We start from the raw sequence: 16,271 nt of genomic DNA, 5'->3' as shown, positions 1-16,271 counted from the left end.
GTTAAATTAGCCAGATTTAACCTAACAACTTTCAGTTAAGACCTTTATACTTAAGCTATGCTGAAGAAATTCGACCTCATCTTACTAGCCAGTGTGCTGCTCTTAACTGTAATCGGTCTCGTAGTTTTACATGCCATTAACGTGCGTGATCCGAGCTTACTACAGGGCTTTAATCCGACCGTACAGTTGGTAGCGGCTATGATTGGCTTAATCGGTCTTGTGGTAGCTGCTCGGATCGATTACCGCTTATTAATGCGGATTGCTCCAGCTTGGTACGGGGTCGGACTGGCCCTACTCGCTATCGTTCTGCTTATCGGGGAGACGGTGTCAGGCTCGATTCGCTCGATCGAGGTCGGGTTTTTTGAGTTCCAGCCGACCGAGATTGCTAAACTCGGCTTGATAGTTATGCTGGCCCGCTATTTTGCCTATAACCGACGTGATCTCATAAAGATCCGTTATTTCGTCGGCTCGCTGTTAATCTTAGGAGCGGTGGCGGCACTGATCATGCTGCAGCCCGATCTCGGTTCGGTGATGGTAATGGCGGCTATCTGGTTCTTGATGGCGATGATGAGTGGTACCCGGCGGCTCTTCTTAGTTCTATTTGTCGGCGTTGCTCTAGCTGTGCTGCCACTCGCGACTCAGCTACTGGAGCCCTATCAGCAGGCTCGGCTGGAGACGTTCTTTAACCCGGCGGCCGACCCTCAAGGCCAGGGCTACAATGTTAATCAGGCTATTATAGCCGTCGGTAGTGGCCAACTGTTTGGTCGGGGTTTAGGTGGGGGGACACAGAGTACGTTAAACTTTCTGCCCTCCCAGCATACCGACTTTATCTTTGCCGTGGTAGCGGAGAAACTCGGTCTGCTCGGAGCTGGATTAGTGCTAGTTCTCTTCGGGGTGGTGATCTGGCGGGGAGTACGCATTGCCTGGCAGGCTCAGGATCGGTTCGGTGCGCAGCTCTCTACCGGGATCGTAGCTATGCTGCTAGTCCAGGTAGTTATTACGGTCGGTATGAACCTCGGCATCGCTCCAGTCACAGGCCTGCCACTGCCGTTTATCGCTTATGGTGGTACGAATCTAGTGATCAGCTTATTTGCCATCGGCATCTTACAAAGCATAGTGACCCACAACCAGACACTACAGTTTAAGCAGTAGTGTCAACTTAAACCGGCTAGGACTTGATGAACTCAGCCCTCTTGCTGCGGCACTTGCATCTAGCAGTGGTAGTCTCTATAATTCAACTTTGAATTAATAACACATATCTACAACTCTCAGGGAGAATTTCATGAAGCAAGCAGTCATTGCTGCCGGTGGCAAACAGTATATCGTGGCTAAGGACCAGGAGCTCGAGATCGAGCTAGTGGGCGATAATAAGAAGCTTAGTTTTGAGCCGCTACTGATATTTGATGAGAGTGACGTTCAGGTCGGGACACCGGTCGTGAGTGGTAGTAAGGTTACGGCCGAGGTGCTGGACCCTGAGGTTAAGGGCAAGAAAATCACCGTTTTTAAGTTTAAGGCTAAGAAACGAGTTAGTAAGAAAACCGGTCACCGTCAACGCTATACCCGTATTAAAATCACCGCCATTAAATAGCTAGCCGCGCAGGCTAAATATTTCGCGGGAGCGGGGGCTCAGTTGCAGCTAATACCTCCTTCACATAGCTTATGTTAAAATGTGAGGGAAGAACTAAAGAGCAACAGGTGTCATAACAAACATGAGAAAATTTCCCAGCGAGCTATGCCAAGCCCATCTTCTCCTGAGGAGACTGTAGTGGCCCGGCAGATAATCGCTATTGCTAATCAGAAGGGTGGAGTTGGTAAGACGACGACCACTATTAACACCGCTCATTATCTCTTGCGGGCCGGCAAGTCCGTGCTGGTGGTCGACCTCGATCCACAAGGTAATGCTACTAGCGGCCTAGGCTTGGATAAACACAACCTGGAGCAGGACCTCTATCATGCGCTGCACGATGTCAGCCTCGTGAGTAAAGTCTTACGGGCGACCCCGCATAAGGTCGCCATCCTGCCATCTTCACCAGTCTTAGCGGCCGCGGAGGTCGAGCTGGTGGGGGTGGAGGCACGTGAATTCCGTCTGCGTCAGGTTTTGGCCGGACTCGATTTCGATTATGTCTTAATTGACTGCCCCCCCAGTCTTGGACTGTTGACGGTCAACGGTCTGACGGCGGCCGATCACGTAGTGATTCCGGTCCAGGCTGAGTATTATGCCTTGGAGGGTCTAGGCCAGTTACTACAGACGGTAGAGTTAGTACGGCAGGGCCTGAACCCTAACTTATCCCTACTCGGTGTTTTACTGACGATGCATGCTGGCCGCACGACGCTGTCCCGGCAGGTACAAGAAGAGGTAGCTAAACATTTCCCGGGCAAGGTATTTGATGGCATCATTCCGCGCAACGTTCGCTTGGCTGAAGCTCCTAGTTTCGGTCAGCCGATACATGTGTATGATAAGCGTAGTAAAGGGGCTAAAGCCTATAAACAGTTCAGTAAAGAGCTGATGCATCGCATCGATAAGGAGGCACAATTATGACGGCAAATCGAGGTTTAGGACGAGGATTCGATTCATTGATTCCGGCCCGGATCGAGCCCGAATTTGACCCGAGTCCTACCGATAGTGGTGCCCTTAGACAGCTGAATCCGGCCCTTGTTGATCCTAATCCGCATCAACCGCGGACTACTTTTAAAGCTTCCGAGCTAGATGCTCTAGCCGCTTCGATTTCCGAGCATGGTATCCTGCAGCCCTTAGTGGTTCAGCCGGCTGGAGAACGCTACCAATTGATAGCTGGTGAGCGACGTTTGCGCGCTGCTAAACAGCTTGGACTGGACGAACTGCCAGCTATTGTCCGGAGCTTTAGTGAGCAACAGTCGTTAGAGTTGGCGTTGATCGAAAATATTCAGCGGGAACAGTTAAATCCGATTGAAACTGGAGCTGCCTATCAGAAGTTAATGGACCAGTTTAATCTATCTGCTGTCGAGGTAGCTAAGCGGGTCGGGCGTGATCCAAGCACGATTAAAAATACCCTGCGCTTACTGAAGCTACCCCTTGAGGCCAAGCGAGCCTTAGTCGAGGGCAAGATTAGTGAGGGCCACGCCCGCGCTATCTTAAGTGCTCCACTAGCCCAGCAGGCGGCTTTGCTAGATTCGATTATAGAACAGGGCTGGACCGTACGACGGGCCGAGGAGTTTGCCCGTGATGCTAAGCAGAGCCGCGCCGCTCCGACGCAAGTTACGACAGAAAGTCCCTTGACTAAAGCTTTAGCTAAGCGACTGACCACTACGGTCCAGCTGCAGCGACGGGCTAACGGTGGACGACTACTAATTCATTATAAGGATGACGATGATCTAGAGCGGATCGTCAAACAACTTAAGTAGTTTAGAAGGCTTTGGCGGTATCGGCCGGCCAGAGACGGAGTACGAGTGAACCGATGATGTCATCGGTTGAGACGGTACCGAGCTGATTACGCGAATCACCGGAGTTACGACCGGTTCGGTTGTCGCCGATGACAAACACTTCATTGTCTGGTACTTGAACACTTAATTCACCAGAAGTCTGAACGGGCGAAATCCCAAGTTGAGTGTAAGGGTCGAAACCAGTCGGATGTTCGGTGTTACTGACGGTGACCTGGCCATTTGCTATGGTGATAGTCTCTCCGGGTAGACCGATAACTCGTTTAATTAGTCGGACGCCGTTAGCCTGAAAGACGACTATGTCACCCCGGTCGGGAACGTAGTTATCCGAGCGTAGATTTGACCATGAAGTACTTAGCTTCGAGATGATCAGGTAATCTCCCGGATGCAGAGTCGGCTCCATACTGGCCCCAAATACTCGGTATGGTTGGAAGGCGAAATGCTGTATCCCGAGGGCGATGAGAATGGCTATCACCCAGGAGACGGCCAGCTTGATGAAGGTGCTGTCCACACGGTTTTTATGTGGGGTAGAACTACTGTATTCCATGCAGATAAGTATAGCACGACGCAGGCGTTCTAAGCTTTACCGGAAAGTGGCCAGGCGGTATACTACATAGCATTGTATGGATAAGTCACCTAAACGTTACAGTCTCGATGGGATGGGTCCGCGGCGGCCGGTTAATCGACCGGCTCCGGTGCAACGACCTGCTCCGCGACCCCCGCTAGATCCCAGTGCTCGGCCGGCCGGGATAGAAAACAGCTCCGTACCCTCATTATCCAGCCCACCACCACGACCTAAACGAACCCGTCGTCAGTGGTTTAGCCGGCGTCGATTAACCATCGGAATTAGCGGATTGGCCGCTCTGATAGTAGTGGCGGGCGCCGTCGTCACTTGGATGGTGCATAACAGTATCATAGTGGCTAACACCAGCAGTGGCGCTGTTGCACTACAGGAACAGGTCGACCCGGCTCAACTGCGGGGCGAGGGTGACGGTCGAGTCAACGTTCTCTTAATCGGCGTCGACGAAGCTGCCAGCTTAAGTGATACTATTATGCTGGTTAGTTTAGATCCGATAGCCAAAGATGTGGCCATGCTCAGTATTCCGCGGGATCTCTACGTTAATATGGGTCCAGACTTCGGATCGGCTAAGATCAATGCCGCGCATGCGTACGGTGAACAGTATGAATATGAAGGTGGTGGACCACAGTTGTTGATAGATACCCTAGAGGATGTGCTGGCCGTTCCGATTCACTATTACGGTCGGGTTAACTTTGAGGGCTTTGCTCAAGCAATAGATATCGTAGATGGAGTGACGATAGAAGTGGAAGAAGATTTAGTCGATCCCTCCTATCCCGACGGAAACGATGGATTTGATCCGTTCACTATCTTGGCCGGAACTCATACATTAGATGGTGAACGCGCCTTAAAGTATGCTCGTTCTCGTTACAGTACCAGCGATTTCGACCGCAGTCGGCGCCAGCAGCAGATACTACTCGCGTTAAAACAGCGCACCTTATCTTTAGGCACATTGTCCAATCCCACGAAAGTAGCTAGCTTGTTAAGCTCGCTCAGTAGTAACGCCCAGACAAACATGAGCTTGAGTGAGATGATGCGAGTTATCGAACTGACCGAAGATATAGAGTCGGATGATATCGTGCGAGCTCAACTAGATGCTTCTGCCGATAACTTCCTTTCTTTCAGCAACGTTTACGGCCAATCGGTTTTAGTGCCGACGGCCGGTGACTTTAGTCAGATTCAGGAGTATGTTCGCGGCCTCTTAGTGGATAGTTACATCAAGGATGAATCGGCGCGCGTTAGTATTCTCAACGGCACCGAACAGGCTGGGTTAGCTACCGATACCGGTGCGTTCCTGAGGAGCTTCGGCTATCAGGTGGATAATATCGATAATGCGTCGGAGCAGAACTACACTCAAACGGTTATTTTCGACTATACCGGCCAGACACCCTACACCTTGCGTTATCTGGAGCAGCGGTTTGGTGTAACAGCTCAGCGACGACAGGCGCCCAGCGCTAAAAGTGATTTCGATATCGAGGTGGTAATCGGGGGTGACTATGATCCCGCTGCTGAATAAGCTCAAAGTCAGTCGTTCTCAGCGTCAACTGCTCCGTATAGTGGTTAGTATCGGTCTGGCGGTAGCGATACTATTTCTAATCAGGTCCGAGCTACTACTGTTTGCTGTGGTATTGGCCGTAATCAGTAAATGGCAGGTGGTGCTCGGCGGTCCACGGTTGTGGCTGCATAACCTTTGGGATAACGCGGTCGATATCGTGGTGTTGTGGAGTTTCCTAGCGCTACTGGTGGCTTATGCCACCGATTCTGTTGTCCAGTGGGCCTTAGTAGCGGTTTATCTGCTCTGGCAACTGTTGATTAAGCCGTTAGAAGGCTACACTGGCCGTGGTACACAATCACTATTTGCCCTAGCCTTAGGGATAGGTACGGTGTTTTTGTATAAAGGCGCTCTCGGCATAGCGGTGATGATGTTACTGGGCTGGGGAGTCGGACTAGTGAGTGCTTACCACTTTCTAGTCGGTAGTGATGATAGTGCGGTCACCTTGATATCATTCGTTTGGGCGCTGATCGTGGCCCAGCTGGTCTGGATCTTTGCTCAGTGGCTGGTACTTTATCCATTTTTCGACGGACGAATTTTTATCCCGCAAGCGTCTCTGGTAGTAGTTGCTCTCGGTTATGCGTTTGGTAACATATACTATGACCATAGACAGAAGCGTTTACGCAAGAAACGGCTCTATGGCTATCTCGGTTTAATGGGTTTAGTCATCATCAGTTTAGTGGTAGGTAGCGAGTGGGTAGCGCAACTATAGGAGGATAGCGGTGAAAGTACGTTCGATCGGTTGGGTATTATTTGCTGTAGCTACTCTCGCTTTCTTGGGCGGTATTATCGGCGGTTTCTTAGGCATAGGAGTGCTGGATAGGATGTTGTTTGGGAATGCGATGAACCGCGAGGTTGTACTGCAGGAAAGCTCAGTTATCATCGATGTGGCTAACCAGTTGGAGCCCAGCGTCGTCAGCATTACTGCCGAAGGCGCCCCCCAAACCGATATTTTCGGACGTGAATTTGAGGGACGGTCTGGTGCTGGCACGGGGATTATCATTTCAGCTGACGGGTTAATCCTGACTAATCGGCACGTCGTACCGGAAGACAGTGACATCAGCGTTACTTTGGCCGATGGCAGCCTGTATGATGATGTCGCCGTAGTGGCTCGAGATCCGTTAAATGACATAGCGTATTTAAAGCTCGCGACTGAGTCGGAGTTGACTCCAGCCGAACTGGGCGATTCCGACCAGGTAGTGGTGGGTCAGCGGGTAATCGCTATCGGGAATGTCTTGGGTCGGTTTAGTAACAGTGTCACTTCGGGTATTATCTCCGCTATCGGTCGGCCGATTACGGCTAACACTGGCAACGGTAGCCTAGACACGGAGCAGCTACACGGCTTACTGCAGACTGACGCTGCTATCAATCCCGGTAACTCCGGAGGCCCGTTAGTAAATATCGAGGGCCAAGTTATCGGAGTTAACACGGCAGTGGCCGGTGGGGCGGAGAATATCGGTTTTGCCATCCCAATCAATCAGGTAAAAGCCGGGATCGAGAGTATTATGACCCAGGGGCGATTAGTAAAGCCTTACTTAGGTATTCGTTATGTAACTTTGAATCGACAGATAGCGGCAGCTGAGGGGTTAGATATAGATGAAGGCGCCTATATTACGGCAGCTACGGATCAGAATGCGGTACTACCAGACAGTCCGGCCGCTACCGCGGGACTAAGGGCAGGTGATATCATCGTTGCCGTGAATGGTGCACCGGTAGACTACGCTCGGCCCCTAGCGGTACATATGAGCCGTTTCCAAGCTGGGGATGAGCTAGAGTTAAATGTATTTCGCAAGCAGCAGCAGATCGAGGTTGCGGTAAAGTTGGCTGAGATACCGGCTAGTTTTTAAAGACTAGGCAGAAGTCGATGCTAGCTTCTAACTGTAGGCGGTAGTTAGTTGCCAGCCTATTTAGGGCCTTATGCTGCTGGGGTAGTGCCTCTAAGATGAGTAGGCCGGCCGGATCTAGTTTAGCGGTCGCCTGTGGCAGCAGCCGTCGGTAGAGGTCTAGACCGTCAGTCCCGGCAAAGAGAGCCGACTGCGGCTCGTACCGAGTAGCAGGTGAACAGGGGTGTTTTTGGGGTACGTAGGGTAGGTTTGCGCAGATTACAGCGAATTCTTCGGGCCAGGGCTCTAGCAGGTCACCTTCACCCAGCTCGATCTCAACCCCAAGTGCGTCTGCATTTTGTCGCGTGATTGCTAAGGCAGCGGTAGAGGTATCGCTAGCGTAAACGGTGAGATCAGGCCGGGCTAGTTTGACGCTAATAGCTAAATTGCCGCTACCGGTGCCGATATCGACCAGTTGTGCCTGAGGTGGTGTTAGTTGGATGGCGTAGGACACCAATTGCTCTGTCTCCGGCCGGGGGATTAGTACATCGGGGCTAACCTTAAAGTTATGACCATAGAACTCCGTAAATCCGCGCAGGTAGGCGACCGGTACGTGATTCATCCGCTGCTTGAGTAGTTGCTCGTAAGCTTGGCTATCGGCTGGGCTTAGTTCCTGTCCTACCTCACGCAGTAACTCACTCGTATCGAGGTCGAGTTGGTGAGCTAGCAGGACGAGCGCATCGAGTCGGGGTGAGGTGGAGGTAACCTCTAATTTAGTCGTCGCAGCCGTGATGGCCTGCTGGATGGTCATCGTCGTTTTTTAAGCTCGAGATCGGCCTGTCGGAGGGTGGTGATAATATCATCGATCGCTCCTTCCATGATCTGAGGTAGACCGTGTAAGGTCAGGTTGATGCGGTGATCAGTAAGTCGGTCCTGAGGAAAATTATAGGTGCGAATCTTTTCCGAGCGGTCACCAGAGCCGATTTTGTCCTTACGTTCACTCGAGCGCGCGCGCTCCTCTTCCTCGATTTTGGCCGCTAGCAGGCGAGAGCGCAGGACGCTCATCGCCTTCTCGCGGTTCTTGTGCTGGCTTTTCTCGTCCTGACAGGTGACAACGGTTCCGGTAGGTAGGTGGGTGATACGAATGGCGGAATCGGTAGTGTTAACTGATTGTCCGCCCGGACCACTGGAACGAAAGACGTCGATACGGAGATCGGATTCTTTAAGTTCGATATCGTGTTCTTCGGCCTCGGGCAGGACGGCCACCGAAGCGGTTGAGGTGTGAATTCGGCCGCTGGACTCTGTAGCTGGTACGCGTTGTACCCGGTGGACACCGGACTCGAACTTAAGCAGTCCGTAAGCCCCTGGCTGGTTGACGGCAAAGCTGATCTCTTTAAAGCCCCCGACATCAGACGGACTCTCACTAATGAGTTCTATCTGCCAGTTTTGTATTTCACAGTAGCGGGTGTACATGCGGTAGAGTTCACCGGCAAAGAGAGAGGCCTCATCGCCTCCAGCACCAGCTCGAATTTCGATTACTGCCGCCTTGGCATCTTGCGGATCACGCGGGATTAAAGCTGTTTCTAGCTCTTCCTCGATACCTATTAGCTGTTGTTCTAGCTGCTCTAATTCCGGGGCGGCTAGAGCCGCCATCTCTGGGTCGTCACCTTCGGCGAGTTTACGGGTAGCCTTAATCTCAATTCGGAGATCTTCGGTTTGCTTGAAGAGAGTTAATATATTTTCCAGCTCGGCGTGGCGCTTAGCTACTTGACTACCTTCCGGAGTGGCAAATATCTGCGGCTCTTGCAGGCGAGCGCTCAGTGCTTCGTATTCGGTTTGGAGTTGGGTGCGTTTATGTTCCATGGTCATAGTATAGAGTATTAGATATTAAGTAGAGGATGTAGGATATGAATGAAGCCGCAAATTTAGCGGCTTCATTATCTTAAAGTGGAGTCTTTACTGGTCGGCTTTAAGATCGGACAGACTCTTTTTATTCTTGGTGGCCACTTTAGCCTTAGCATCAACGGGCTTTGTTTTCGGTGCGCTTTTACCGCTAGCGGCGGCCTGGCGAGCCCGGAAACGATCGACACGACCAGCTACGTCGACCAGCTTTTGCTTACCGGTGTAGAACGGATGGCAGGCAGAGCAGATTTCGACGTCGATCTTATCCACGGTCGCTCGTGTCTCAAAACTGGTTTTACAACCGTTACAGGTAACGATCGCTTTAGTGTAGTCGGGGTGAATATCTTGCTTCATACAAACGACTATTATAGTCATCACCAGTGCTTCGGTCAAGGAGTAAGGGTGAGAAACCGGGGATAGCCCATATTGACAAGAAGTAGCGTTTATGCTTAAATAGAAAAATACAATCTAAGGAAAAGATATTACCCATGTCAGAACGAGAATATAGCCCAGTTGCAACCCCTGATCCTAAAGCGAGAGACGCTCTGGCGGAAATGTCTACTGGGAACGGAGATGCGGGACGGAATGAGCAGCCGCGCGGCCGAAACCTTAAGCGCATAGTTGGCGGGGCGGCTATGGCCGGTGTAGCCCTATTTGGGGTACACGAGAGAATTAACCCGGAGATAATCGGCTATGGTGAAAAACCGGTTACAGCCGACTCCCTCGACGAGGCAGTACAACAAATCGACGGCATTAACAGTATATCGATGAATGCCGCTAAGAGTGGACCTCTACACCAGGAGACTTCGAGTCCAGGTAATTACATAGTTGCTGACAGGGTTGAAGTTAAGGTTGATTCTAATCCCTTTGATAACGGGGTTAGGCGAGAGAGTGATTCTAGACCTAAGTAGTAACTAGTTTTAATAACTGCTTGCACCCCAGAGAGTTACCCGTTATTCTATAGCTATCGCTCGTACAATAATTAATAATCAGTATCGGCCGTTTAATCCTGTTTTCACTAGTGAAGACACTGGCCGTACGTCGTAGGAAGGATTACGTATAATGAGTAGTATAGATATTAAGACTTTGCTTGAGGCAGGTGCCCACTTCGGGCACAAGACTAGCCGTTGGAATCCGAAAATGGCCCCTTATATTCACAGTAAGCGGGGCGGCATCCATATCATAGACCTAGATCAGACCGTTACTCGCCTGGAGACGGCACTGAACTTCATCGAAAGCGTAGCCGCTAGCGGTAAGAAGGTACTATTTGTCGGAACTAAGAAGCATATCGCCCCCACCGTGCAGGCGGCGGCTGAAGCCTCCGGTATGCCCTATGTGACACAACGCTGGTTTGGTGGTATGCTGACCAACTTCACGACTATTTCCGAGCGGGTAAAGCGTTTAAAGCAGCTGAACGAAGAGTTAGAATCAGGTGAGCTAAACGACTCTTACAACAAGCGGGAAGTGCTTGAATTCAGTGAAGAGCGTGACAAGCTAGCCAAAGATTTTAACGGCATTCTGGAAATGGATAAGGTTCCTGGTGCGTTATTCGTGAGCGATGTTTTGACTGAGAAGACGGCCATCCGGGAGGCGACCAGACTTGGTATTCCGGTCATCGCCATTGTGGACACCAACGGTGATCCCGGTCTAATCGACTACGTCATTCCGGCCAATGATGATGCCGTGAAGGCGGTAAAGTTAATAGCGGATGCGGTAAGTGAAGCGATTAAGGGTGGAGCGAAAGAGTATGCTCACCGAGCAGCTCAGGAGCAGGCAGCTCAGGAGAAGGCGGCTCAAGCCGCTAAGGCTAAGAGTGAGGCCGAGGCCAAAAAGCAGGCCGAACAGGAGCAGAAAGCGGAAGAGGCCAAGGCCAAGGAGGAGAAATAATGGCGATTTCTACCAGCGAGATCAAACAACTACGTGACGCTACTGGTGTCGGTATGATGGATGCCAAGCGAGCTCTGGAAGAAGCCGATGGTGATCAGGTTAAGGCACTTGAAGTCTTACGGAAGAAGGGTCAGGCCAAGGCCGAAAAGCGCGCTGAGCGGACGGCCGATGCCGGCTTGGTAGATAGTTACGTACATATGGGCCGGGTAGCAGCCATGGTTGAGGTTAACTGTGAGACCGATTTTGTGGCTCGAACTGATGACTTTAAGGACTTTGTACGCGATGTTGCCATGCAGGTCGCTGCTGCTAACCCGCAGTATCTCAAACCGGACAGCGTTCCTGAATCGGTAGTAGCTAAAGAGAAAGAGATCTACACTGGCGAGCTAGAGGGAAAGCCGGAGAACATCCGGGAGCAGATTCTATCTGGCAAGTTGGATAAGTTTTATGAGCAGGCCTGCCTGTACAAGCAGCCATTTATTAAGGACCCGGATAAGACGATCGAAGCCTACCAGACCGAGTTAGTTGCTCGGCTAGGCGAGAACATTGTGATCGCTCAGTTTGCTCGGATGGAGCTCGGAGTTCATGAATCCTAGTAGGAGTAAGCAAGACAGTAAGCCAAGGAGGTTATGAGAGGATGAATAAAGAAGCTAAAGCTAAAATGCAAGCCGCTGTCGATCACCTGCATGAGGAGTTGAAGACAGTACGGACCGGGCGGGCTAACGCGGCCTTAGTGGAGAACGTCGATGTGGTCTATTATGACCAGCACATGCCGGTTAAGGCCTTGGCTAACATCACCACTCCGGATGCTAAATCAATCACGATAACTCCCTGGGATGCTAACTCTACCGCTGCTATCGAGAAGGCACTACATGAGGATAAGAACCTACAGCTTAATCCGTTAAGCGACGGCAAATCGATTCATATTCAGGTGCCACCCCCCACGGCTGATCGCCGCCAGCAGCTAGTTCGTCAGGTTAGTGAGATTGCCGAGGAGACCCATATCAGTCTGCGGAATGCCCGACACGAGGCCCTAAAAGATGCCCAGGTCCAGCTAAAAGCCAAAGAACTGAGCGAGAACGAATTCGACTCGATTAAAAAAGATCTAGATGCTCTGGTAGCCGATTTTGGCGGTGAGATCGACAAGGTAGCTGATGCTAAGAAGCAAGAAGTGGTTCAGGTTTAGTTGTGGCAGCCGCGCAACAGCCGAAACACGTGGCAATTATTCCGGACGGGAATACCCGTTGGGCTAATGCAAATGGTGTCTCGTCATTTGAAGGATATAAACAGGGAGCGGAACGAGGACTAGAAATTATGCGTCATTCCCGGGAGATTGGCGTTCATACGCTTACATTCTGGGGTCTGTCGACCGAGAACTGGCGTAACCGACCAGAGGGAGAGCTAACCTTTTTAGTCGACCTTTTCGGTAGTATGATCGACCGCTATCTAGAAGAAGCTTTAAAACACAACGTACGGGTAGTGCACCTGGGCAATACCGCTAATTTGCCAGCTAGCCTGATCGATAAATTAGCCGCTGCGGCCAAACAGACGAAGGCTAACGATGCTCATGTACTGAATTTGGCACTAGATTACGGGGGTCACGATGAGCTGCTTCGAGCTACCGAGGCGATTGCTCGAGATATAGCGCAGGATAAAGTTAGTCTGGCCGAGCTCTCTCAGCCTTTGCCGGGAGTGGCGAAAAGCGATGGCCCAGTGCCGACGGTGTTCGCCCGCTACTTAGATACGCATGATCAGCCCTACCCTTTTCCGGATTTCATCATTCGCACTAGTGGAGAGATGCGTACTAGCGGCTTTATGCCTTGGCAGGCCGTATATGCCGAGCTTTATTTTGAGCCGGTTTTCTGGCCCGATTTTACGGCGGAAAAATTCGATGCGGCCTTGCGGGAGTATCAGACACGACAGCGGCGTTTCGGGGGTGGGCATGATGAAGAGCCGACCGGTTAACTCATGATGGTTTTAGCCGGAATTCTACTTTTCGCCTTACTGGTAGTGATCCATGAGTTCGGTCACTTTATAGTGGCTCGGCGCAATGGGGTCGCGGTAGAGGAGTTTGGCATCGGTTTCCCCCCTAAACTGTTCGGCAAGCAGATAGGGGAGACTGAGTACACGTTTAACCTCATTCCGCTGGGCGGCTTTGTAAAGCTCAAGGGCGAATCCGATAGCGCTACGGAACCGGCTAGTTTTGGGGCTGCCGCCCTCTGGGTGAAGACTAAGATATTACTAGCTGGGGTCGGCATGAATATCGTAGCGGCCGTCGTTATCATGCTGTTATTAGCTTTGAGCGGCCTCCCGCAGATTCTTCCGGATCAGTACCGAGTGGCTAGCAATCAGACACTGGTAGAGGAAGCGGTAGTAATCACTCGGGTCGGGGATGAGTCGGCAGCAGCCGCCGCCGGCGTGGAAGTGGGAGATAGGATAGAGCGGATTAACGATACAGAGATAGGCTCGGCTGAAGAGTTGAGTGCAGTGACCGATCGCATGAGCGGGCAGAACGTAACCCTGCACTTAAACCGTGACGGTGAAAGCCTAGAGCTCGCCACTGAGCTGGGGACTAGTGAGACAGAAGGCCAGCTAGGTGTAGCGCCGCTTGATCTAAGTAGTAGTCGCTATACCTGGGCTGCACCGCTTGTAGCTGTTGGCATTACACTACAGATGATCGGTCTGGTCCTATTAGCTCTATGGAATATCTTAGCCGGTATCTTCAGTGGAGCCGGTGGGGCGGCCGCTGAACAGCTCACCGGCCCGGTTGGGGTGATCTATTTACTGCAGAATTTAGGTGACTTCGGCTTCGAGTACCTGTTGTTCTTACTGGCCTCGATCTCGGTCTCACTGGCTGTCTTTAACGCCCTGCCAGTTCCAGCTCTCGATGGCGGTCGATTGGCTGTAATTGCCGGCGCACGAGCGCTTAAACGTTCATTGAGTCCGCGCTTAGAGAATGCCATTCATGGCCTTGGCTTCATACTATTAATTGGGGTATTTATAGTCACTACTTATGTCGACATTCAGCGTATCTTCTAGTCAGATAAGTTGGGGTCCACTCGGAGCTTTACTTATTACGGGAATAGCGGTATTTGGTGGTCAGGTTATCGGCTTAGGGGTAGTAGTCAGTTTCTTACTCCTCACAACGACTGAGCCGATTCAGGCGGTATTGGCTCGGGTTGAGACCGATATTACCCTGCTGTTTAGTAGTTATTTTATCGCTCAAGCGGTAGCCTTAGGAGTGGTCTATAGCTTCGTGCGCTGGCGGAAGGGTAGCCTGGCAATGCTGGGTCTGCGGCGGTTTGAGTGGCGAAAAGCGCTAAAGCTAGTAGTTTTGAGTTTACTTGGCTTCGCCCTAACGGCTGGACTGGTGACAGTGCTACTCCAGATGGTGGCCCCGACTGTCGATTTAACAGCTCAACAAGATATCGGTTTTCTCAAGGCCGATCTTGGTTATGAGCTTATCTTGGCTTTCATGGCTGTGGTGGTGCTAGCTCCCTTTGCAGAGGAGCTGATCTTTCGGGGCCTTCTGCTGCCGGCACTGAGTAAGACTATCGGACTTGTACCGGCTGTAGTTATAGTCAGTCTCGGCTTCGGCTTACTGCACCCGCCACTTAGTGCGATGGTAATCATTGCTGTCTTTGCGCTGTTCTTGGCGCTAATCTACGTTCGCACCAACAGTTTATGGCCTGCTATACTGCTTCATAGTACAAAGAATCTAATTGCTTTCATTGCAATTGTTACTAACCTAGGAGTAGGGCTATGAGATTAAGCCACAGTTTTATTAAGACCAAGAAGCAGGCCCCGAAAGACGAAGTGGCTGCTAACGCCCAGCTGCTCACTCGGGCCGGCTTTATTCATAAAGAGATGGCCGGTGTTTATGCCTACCTCCCTTTAGGCAAGCGAGTACTAGATAATATCGCCCAGATCGTACGGGAAGAGATGAACGGCATCGGTGCAGAAGAACTACAGATGACGGTGCTGCAACCGAAAGACATCTGGGAGAAGAGTGATCGTTGGGATGACGAGAAGGTCGATAACTGGTTTAAGACTAAGCTAGTTAATGGCACCGAACTCGGCGTGGGGTGGACGCATGAGGAGCCGATCGTTGATGCGCTGCGTGATTACGTGAACTCGTATAAAGACTTGCCGATTTCGGTTTATCAGATTCAGACTAAATTTCGCAACGAGCTGAGAGCTAAAAGTGGGCTCTTGCGCGGGCGTGAGTTTACGATGAAGGATATGTATACGCTAGCTCGTTCTCAGGCAGAGCATAGCGAAATCTATGAGCGGGTAGCTGAAGCCTATGTGCGTGTTTATGCTCGATTGGGTATAGGCGACATCACTTATCGTACTTATGCTGATGGTGGGACCTTTACGGATAAGTTTAGTGATGAATTTCAGACTATCAGTCCGATTGGCGAGGACACTATTTATGTTCACGAAGGGCGCAAAGTCGCCGTCAACCAAGAGATCTATACCGATGAGAACTTAGCCAAACTCGGACTTGACCGCAGTGAATTAGTCGAACAAAGAGGAGTCGAGGTTGGTAATATTTTCCCACTTGAGACTAAGTATACCGATGCCCTCGGTGTGTACTACACCGATGAATCCGGTCAACAGCAATCGATTATTATGGGCTGTTACGGTATCGGCATTAGCCGCTTGATGGGGCTACTGGCCGAGCATTTCTCCGATGATAAGGGTTTGGTTTGGCCGGTCCAGATAGCACCGGCCAGTGTCCATTTGGTCAGTTTACGTGGCGGTGAAGCTCAGGCTGATGCGCTTTATCAGCGACTGATCGAACAAGGTATAGGGGTGGTCTACGACGATCGTGAGCTATCAGCCGGAGCTAAACTAGCCGATGCCGACTTGATGGGTATGCCGTGGCGGGTGGTAGCCAGTGCTAAGACAGTAGAGAGCGCAAAGCTAGAGCTAACACGGCGGCAAGATGGTAGCACGGAGCTGGTAGATGAGGCTACTTTGACGGCACGATTAGCTGAGCGGGCGTAGTTAGGCTAGCAGTGTCCCGGTCGTAATTCAGACAGTAACTGATATTGGCTGCTAAAGGTCGACCCGTACCGTATGCAAGTCCGTTCGGATGACGTAACATTAG

General features: G+C 51.3%; 19 protein-coding genes. 15 read left to right on the top strand and 4 right to left on the bottom strand.

Features of this window, described 5'->3' with window-relative positions; genetic code table 11:
• The first annotated feature begins 57 nt into the window (after positions 1–57).
• The 4 genes from rodA (at position 58) to WD467_01020 (ending at position 3,381) form a co-directional block, all read left to right on the top strand.
• Entirely contained in the window at positions 58–1,152 is a 1,095-nt protein-coding gene (gene rodA, locus WD467_01035; GenBank protein ID MEX2452485.1) for a rod shape-determining protein RodA, read from the top strand.
• A 130-nt stretch (positions 1,153–1,282) separates the two neighbouring features.
• Positions 1,283–1,588, top strand: coding sequence for a 50S ribosomal protein L21 (gene rplU / locus WD467_01030; protein ID MEX2452484.1), 306 nt, complete (start codon positions 1,283–1,285; stop codon positions 1,586–1,588).
• A gap of 144 nt (positions 1,589–1,732) precedes the next feature.
• Positions 1,733–2,539, top strand: coding sequence for an AAA family ATPase (locus WD467_01025; protein MEX2452483.1), 807 nt, complete (start codon positions 1,733–1,735; stop codon positions 2,537–2,539).
• Positions 2,536–3,381 (top strand): ParB/RepB/Spo0J family partition protein, encoded by an 846-nt coding sequence (locus WD467_01020; GenBank protein MEX2452482.1) that lies wholly within the window; start codon positions 2,536–2,538, stop codon positions 3,379–3,381. The genes WD467_01025 and WD467_01020 overlap by 4 nt, the downstream gene beginning before the upstream one ends.
• A 1-nt stretch (position 3,382) precedes the next feature.
• Here WD467_01020 and lepB read toward each other — a convergent pair whose 3' ends face one another.
• Positions 3,383–3,964 (bottom strand): signal peptidase I, encoded by a 582-nt coding sequence (gene lepB / locus WD467_01015; GenBank protein ID MEX2452481.1) that lies wholly within the window; start codon positions 3,962–3,964, stop codon positions 3,383–3,385.
• A 76-nt stretch (positions 3,965–4,040) separates the two neighbouring features.
• Between lepB and WD467_01010 the strand changes: the two genes are divergently transcribed.
• Genes WD467_01010 through WD467_01000 form a run of 3 tightly spaced genes read left to right on the top strand, consistent with a single transcriptional unit; the run spans position 4,041 to position 7,393 of the window.
• Complete coding sequence (locus WD467_01010; protein ID MEX2452480.1) at positions 4,041–5,510, top strand: LCP family protein; 1,470 nt, start codon at positions 4,041–4,043, stop codon at positions 5,508–5,510.
• On the top strand, positions 5,491–6,258 hold the full coding sequence (locus WD467_01005; protein MEX2452479.1) for a hypothetical protein: 768 nt from the start codon (positions 5,491–5,493) through the stop codon (positions 6,256–6,258). The genes WD467_01010 and WD467_01005 overlap by 20 nt, the downstream gene beginning before the upstream one ends.
• Positions 6,259–6,268: 10 nt before the next feature.
• The gene (locus tag WD467_01000) at positions 6,269–7,393 is read left to right on the top strand and encodes a trypsin-like peptidase domain-containing protein (protein ID MEX2452478.1); all 1,125 of its coding nucleotides are present in this window, start codon (positions 6,269–6,271) and stop codon (positions 7,391–7,393) included.
• Here the strand turns inward: WD467_01000 and prmC are convergent.
• From prmC to rpmE, 3 genes are all read right to left on the bottom strand, one after another.
• On the bottom strand, positions 7,383–8,180 hold the full coding sequence (gene prmC / locus WD467_00995; GenBank protein ID MEX2452477.1) for a peptide chain release factor N(5)-glutamine methyltransferase: 798 nt from the start codon (positions 8,178–8,180) through the stop codon (positions 7,383–7,385). The two genes, WD467_01000 and prmC, sit on opposite strands and share 11 nt — an antisense overlap.
• On the bottom strand, positions 8,177–9,232 hold the full coding sequence (gene prfA, locus WD467_00990; protein ID MEX2452476.1) for a peptide chain release factor 1: 1,056 nt from the start codon (positions 9,230–9,232) through the stop codon (positions 8,177–8,179). Before prfA ends, prmC begins: the two co-directional genes overlap by 4 nt.
• 93 nt (positions 9,233–9,325) lie before the next feature.
• Complete coding sequence (gene rpmE, locus WD467_00985) at positions 9,326–9,625, bottom strand: 50S ribosomal protein L31 (protein MEX2452475.1); 300 nt, start codon at positions 9,623–9,625, stop codon at positions 9,326–9,328.
• Positions 9,626–9,759: 134 nt separating this feature from the next.
• On the opposite strand from rpmE, the gene WD467_00980 reads away from it, so the two are divergent.
• The 8 genes from WD467_00980 (at position 9,760) to WD467_00945 (ending at position 16,168) form a co-directional block, all read left to right on the top strand.
• Positions 9,760–10,182: a hypothetical protein gene (locus WD467_00980; GenBank protein ID MEX2452474.1), complete on the top strand. Its 423-nt coding sequence runs from the start codon at positions 9,760–9,762 to the stop codon at positions 10,180–10,182.
• Positions 10,183–10,333: 151 nt separating this feature from the next.
• Complete coding sequence (gene rpsB, locus WD467_00975) at positions 10,334–11,158, top strand: 30S ribosomal protein S2 (GenBank protein MEX2452473.1); 825 nt, start codon at positions 10,334–10,336, stop codon at positions 11,156–11,158.
• Entirely contained in the window at positions 11,158–11,751 is a 594-nt protein-coding gene (gene tsf / locus WD467_00970; protein MEX2452472.1) for a translation elongation factor Ts, read from the top strand. Before rpsB ends, tsf begins: the two co-directional genes overlap by 1 nt.
• 41 nt (positions 11,752–11,792) lie before the next feature.
• The gene (gene frr, locus WD467_00965) at positions 11,793–12,341 is read left to right on the top strand and encodes a ribosome recycling factor (protein ID MEX2452471.1); all 549 of its coding nucleotides are present in this window, start codon (positions 11,793–11,795) and stop codon (positions 12,339–12,341) included.
• Positions 12,342–12,343: 2 nt separating this feature from the next.
• On the top strand, positions 12,344–13,120 hold the full coding sequence (gene uppS, locus WD467_00960; GenBank protein MEX2452470.1) for a polyprenyl diphosphate synthase: 777 nt from the start codon (positions 12,344–12,346) through the stop codon (positions 13,118–13,120).
• A gap of 3 nt (positions 13,121–13,123) precedes the next feature.
• Positions 13,124–14,194, top strand: coding sequence for a M50 family metallopeptidase (locus WD467_00955; protein MEX2452469.1), 1,071 nt, complete (start codon positions 13,124–13,126; stop codon positions 14,192–14,194).
• Positions 14,169–14,921 (top strand): type II CAAX endopeptidase family protein, encoded by a 753-nt coding sequence (locus WD467_00950; GenBank protein MEX2452468.1) that lies wholly within the window; start codon positions 14,169–14,171, stop codon positions 14,919–14,921. Before WD467_00955 ends, WD467_00950 begins: the two co-directional genes overlap by 26 nt.
• The gene (locus WD467_00945) at positions 14,918–16,168 is read left to right on the top strand and encodes an aminoacyl--tRNA ligase-related protein (protein ID MEX2452467.1); all 1,251 of its coding nucleotides are present in this window, start codon (positions 14,918–14,920) and stop codon (positions 16,166–16,168) included. Before WD467_00950 ends, WD467_00945 begins: the two co-directional genes overlap by 4 nt.
• The last annotated feature ends 103 nt before the right edge of the window (positions 16,169–16,271 follow it).

This window comes from Candidatus Saccharimonadales bacterium, assembly GCA_040903985.1.
Classification (GTDB): Bacteria; Patescibacteriota; Saccharimonadia; order QS-5-54-17; family QS-5-54-17; genus JBBDUI01.
Note: the sequence above shows the minus strand (reverse complement) of the source record. Positions and strands in the feature narration are given on the sequence as shown.

Excerpts from the sequence above, each read along its gene's own strand:
- prfA (MEX2452476.1), bottom strand. The coding sequence starts at position 9,232 with ATGGAACATAAACGCACCCAACTCCAAACCGAATACGAAGCACTGAGC.
- rodA (MEX2452485.1), top strand. The coding sequence starts at position 58 with ATGCTGAAGAAATTCGACCTCATCTTACTAGCCAGTGTGCTGCTCTTA.
- WD467_00950 (MEX2452468.1), top strand. The coding sequence starts at position 14,169 with ATGTCGACATTCAGCGTATCTTCTAGTCAGATAAGTTGGGGTCCACTC.
- WD467_00955 (MEX2452469.1), top strand. The coding sequence starts at position 13,124 with ATGATGGTTTTAGCCGGAATTCTACTTTTCGCCTTACTGGTAGTGATC.
- lepB (MEX2452481.1), bottom strand. The coding sequence starts at position 3,964 with ATGGAATACAGTAGTTCTACCCCACATAAAAACCGTGTGGACAGCACC.
- WD467_01025 (MEX2452483.1), top strand. The coding sequence starts at position 1,733 with ATGCCAAGCCCATCTTCTCCTGAGGAGACTGTAGTGGCCCGGCAGATA.
- tsf (MEX2452472.1), top strand. The coding sequence starts at position 11,158 with ATGGCGATTTCTACCAGCGAGATCAAACAACTACGTGACGCTACTGGT.
- WD467_00980 (MEX2452474.1), top strand. The coding sequence starts at position 9,760 with ATGTCAGAACGAGAATATAGCCCAGTTGCAACCCCTGATCCTAAAGCG.
- WD467_01005 (MEX2452479.1), top strand. The coding sequence starts at position 5,491 with ATGATCCCGCTGCTGAATAAGCTCAAAGTCAGTCGTTCTCAGCGTCAA.
- rplU (MEX2452484.1), top strand. The coding sequence starts at position 1,283 with ATGAAGCAAGCAGTCATTGCTGCCGGTGGCAAACAGTATATCGTGGCT.
- prmC (MEX2452477.1), bottom strand. The coding sequence starts at position 8,180 with ATGACCATCCAGCAGGCCATCACGGCTGCGACGACTAAATTAGAGGTT.
- rpmE (MEX2452475.1), bottom strand. The coding sequence starts at position 9,625 with ATGAAGCAAGATATTCACCCCGACTACACTAAAGCGATCGTTACCTGT.
- WD467_01010 (MEX2452480.1), top strand. The coding sequence starts at position 4,041 with ATGGATAAGTCACCTAAACGTTACAGTCTCGATGGGATGGGTCCGCGG.
- rpsB (MEX2452473.1), top strand. The coding sequence starts at position 10,334 with ATGAGTAGTATAGATATTAAGACTTTGCTTGAGGCAGGTGCCCACTTC.
- WD467_00945 (MEX2452467.1), top strand. The coding sequence starts at position 14,918 with ATGAGATTAAGCCACAGTTTTATTAAGACCAAGAAGCAGGCCCCGAAA.
- frr (MEX2452471.1), top strand. The coding sequence starts at position 11,793 with ATGAATAAAGAAGCTAAAGCTAAAATGCAAGCCGCTGTCGATCACCTG.
- WD467_01020 (MEX2452482.1), top strand. The coding sequence starts at position 2,536 with ATGACGGCAAATCGAGGTTTAGGACGAGGATTCGATTCATTGATTCCG.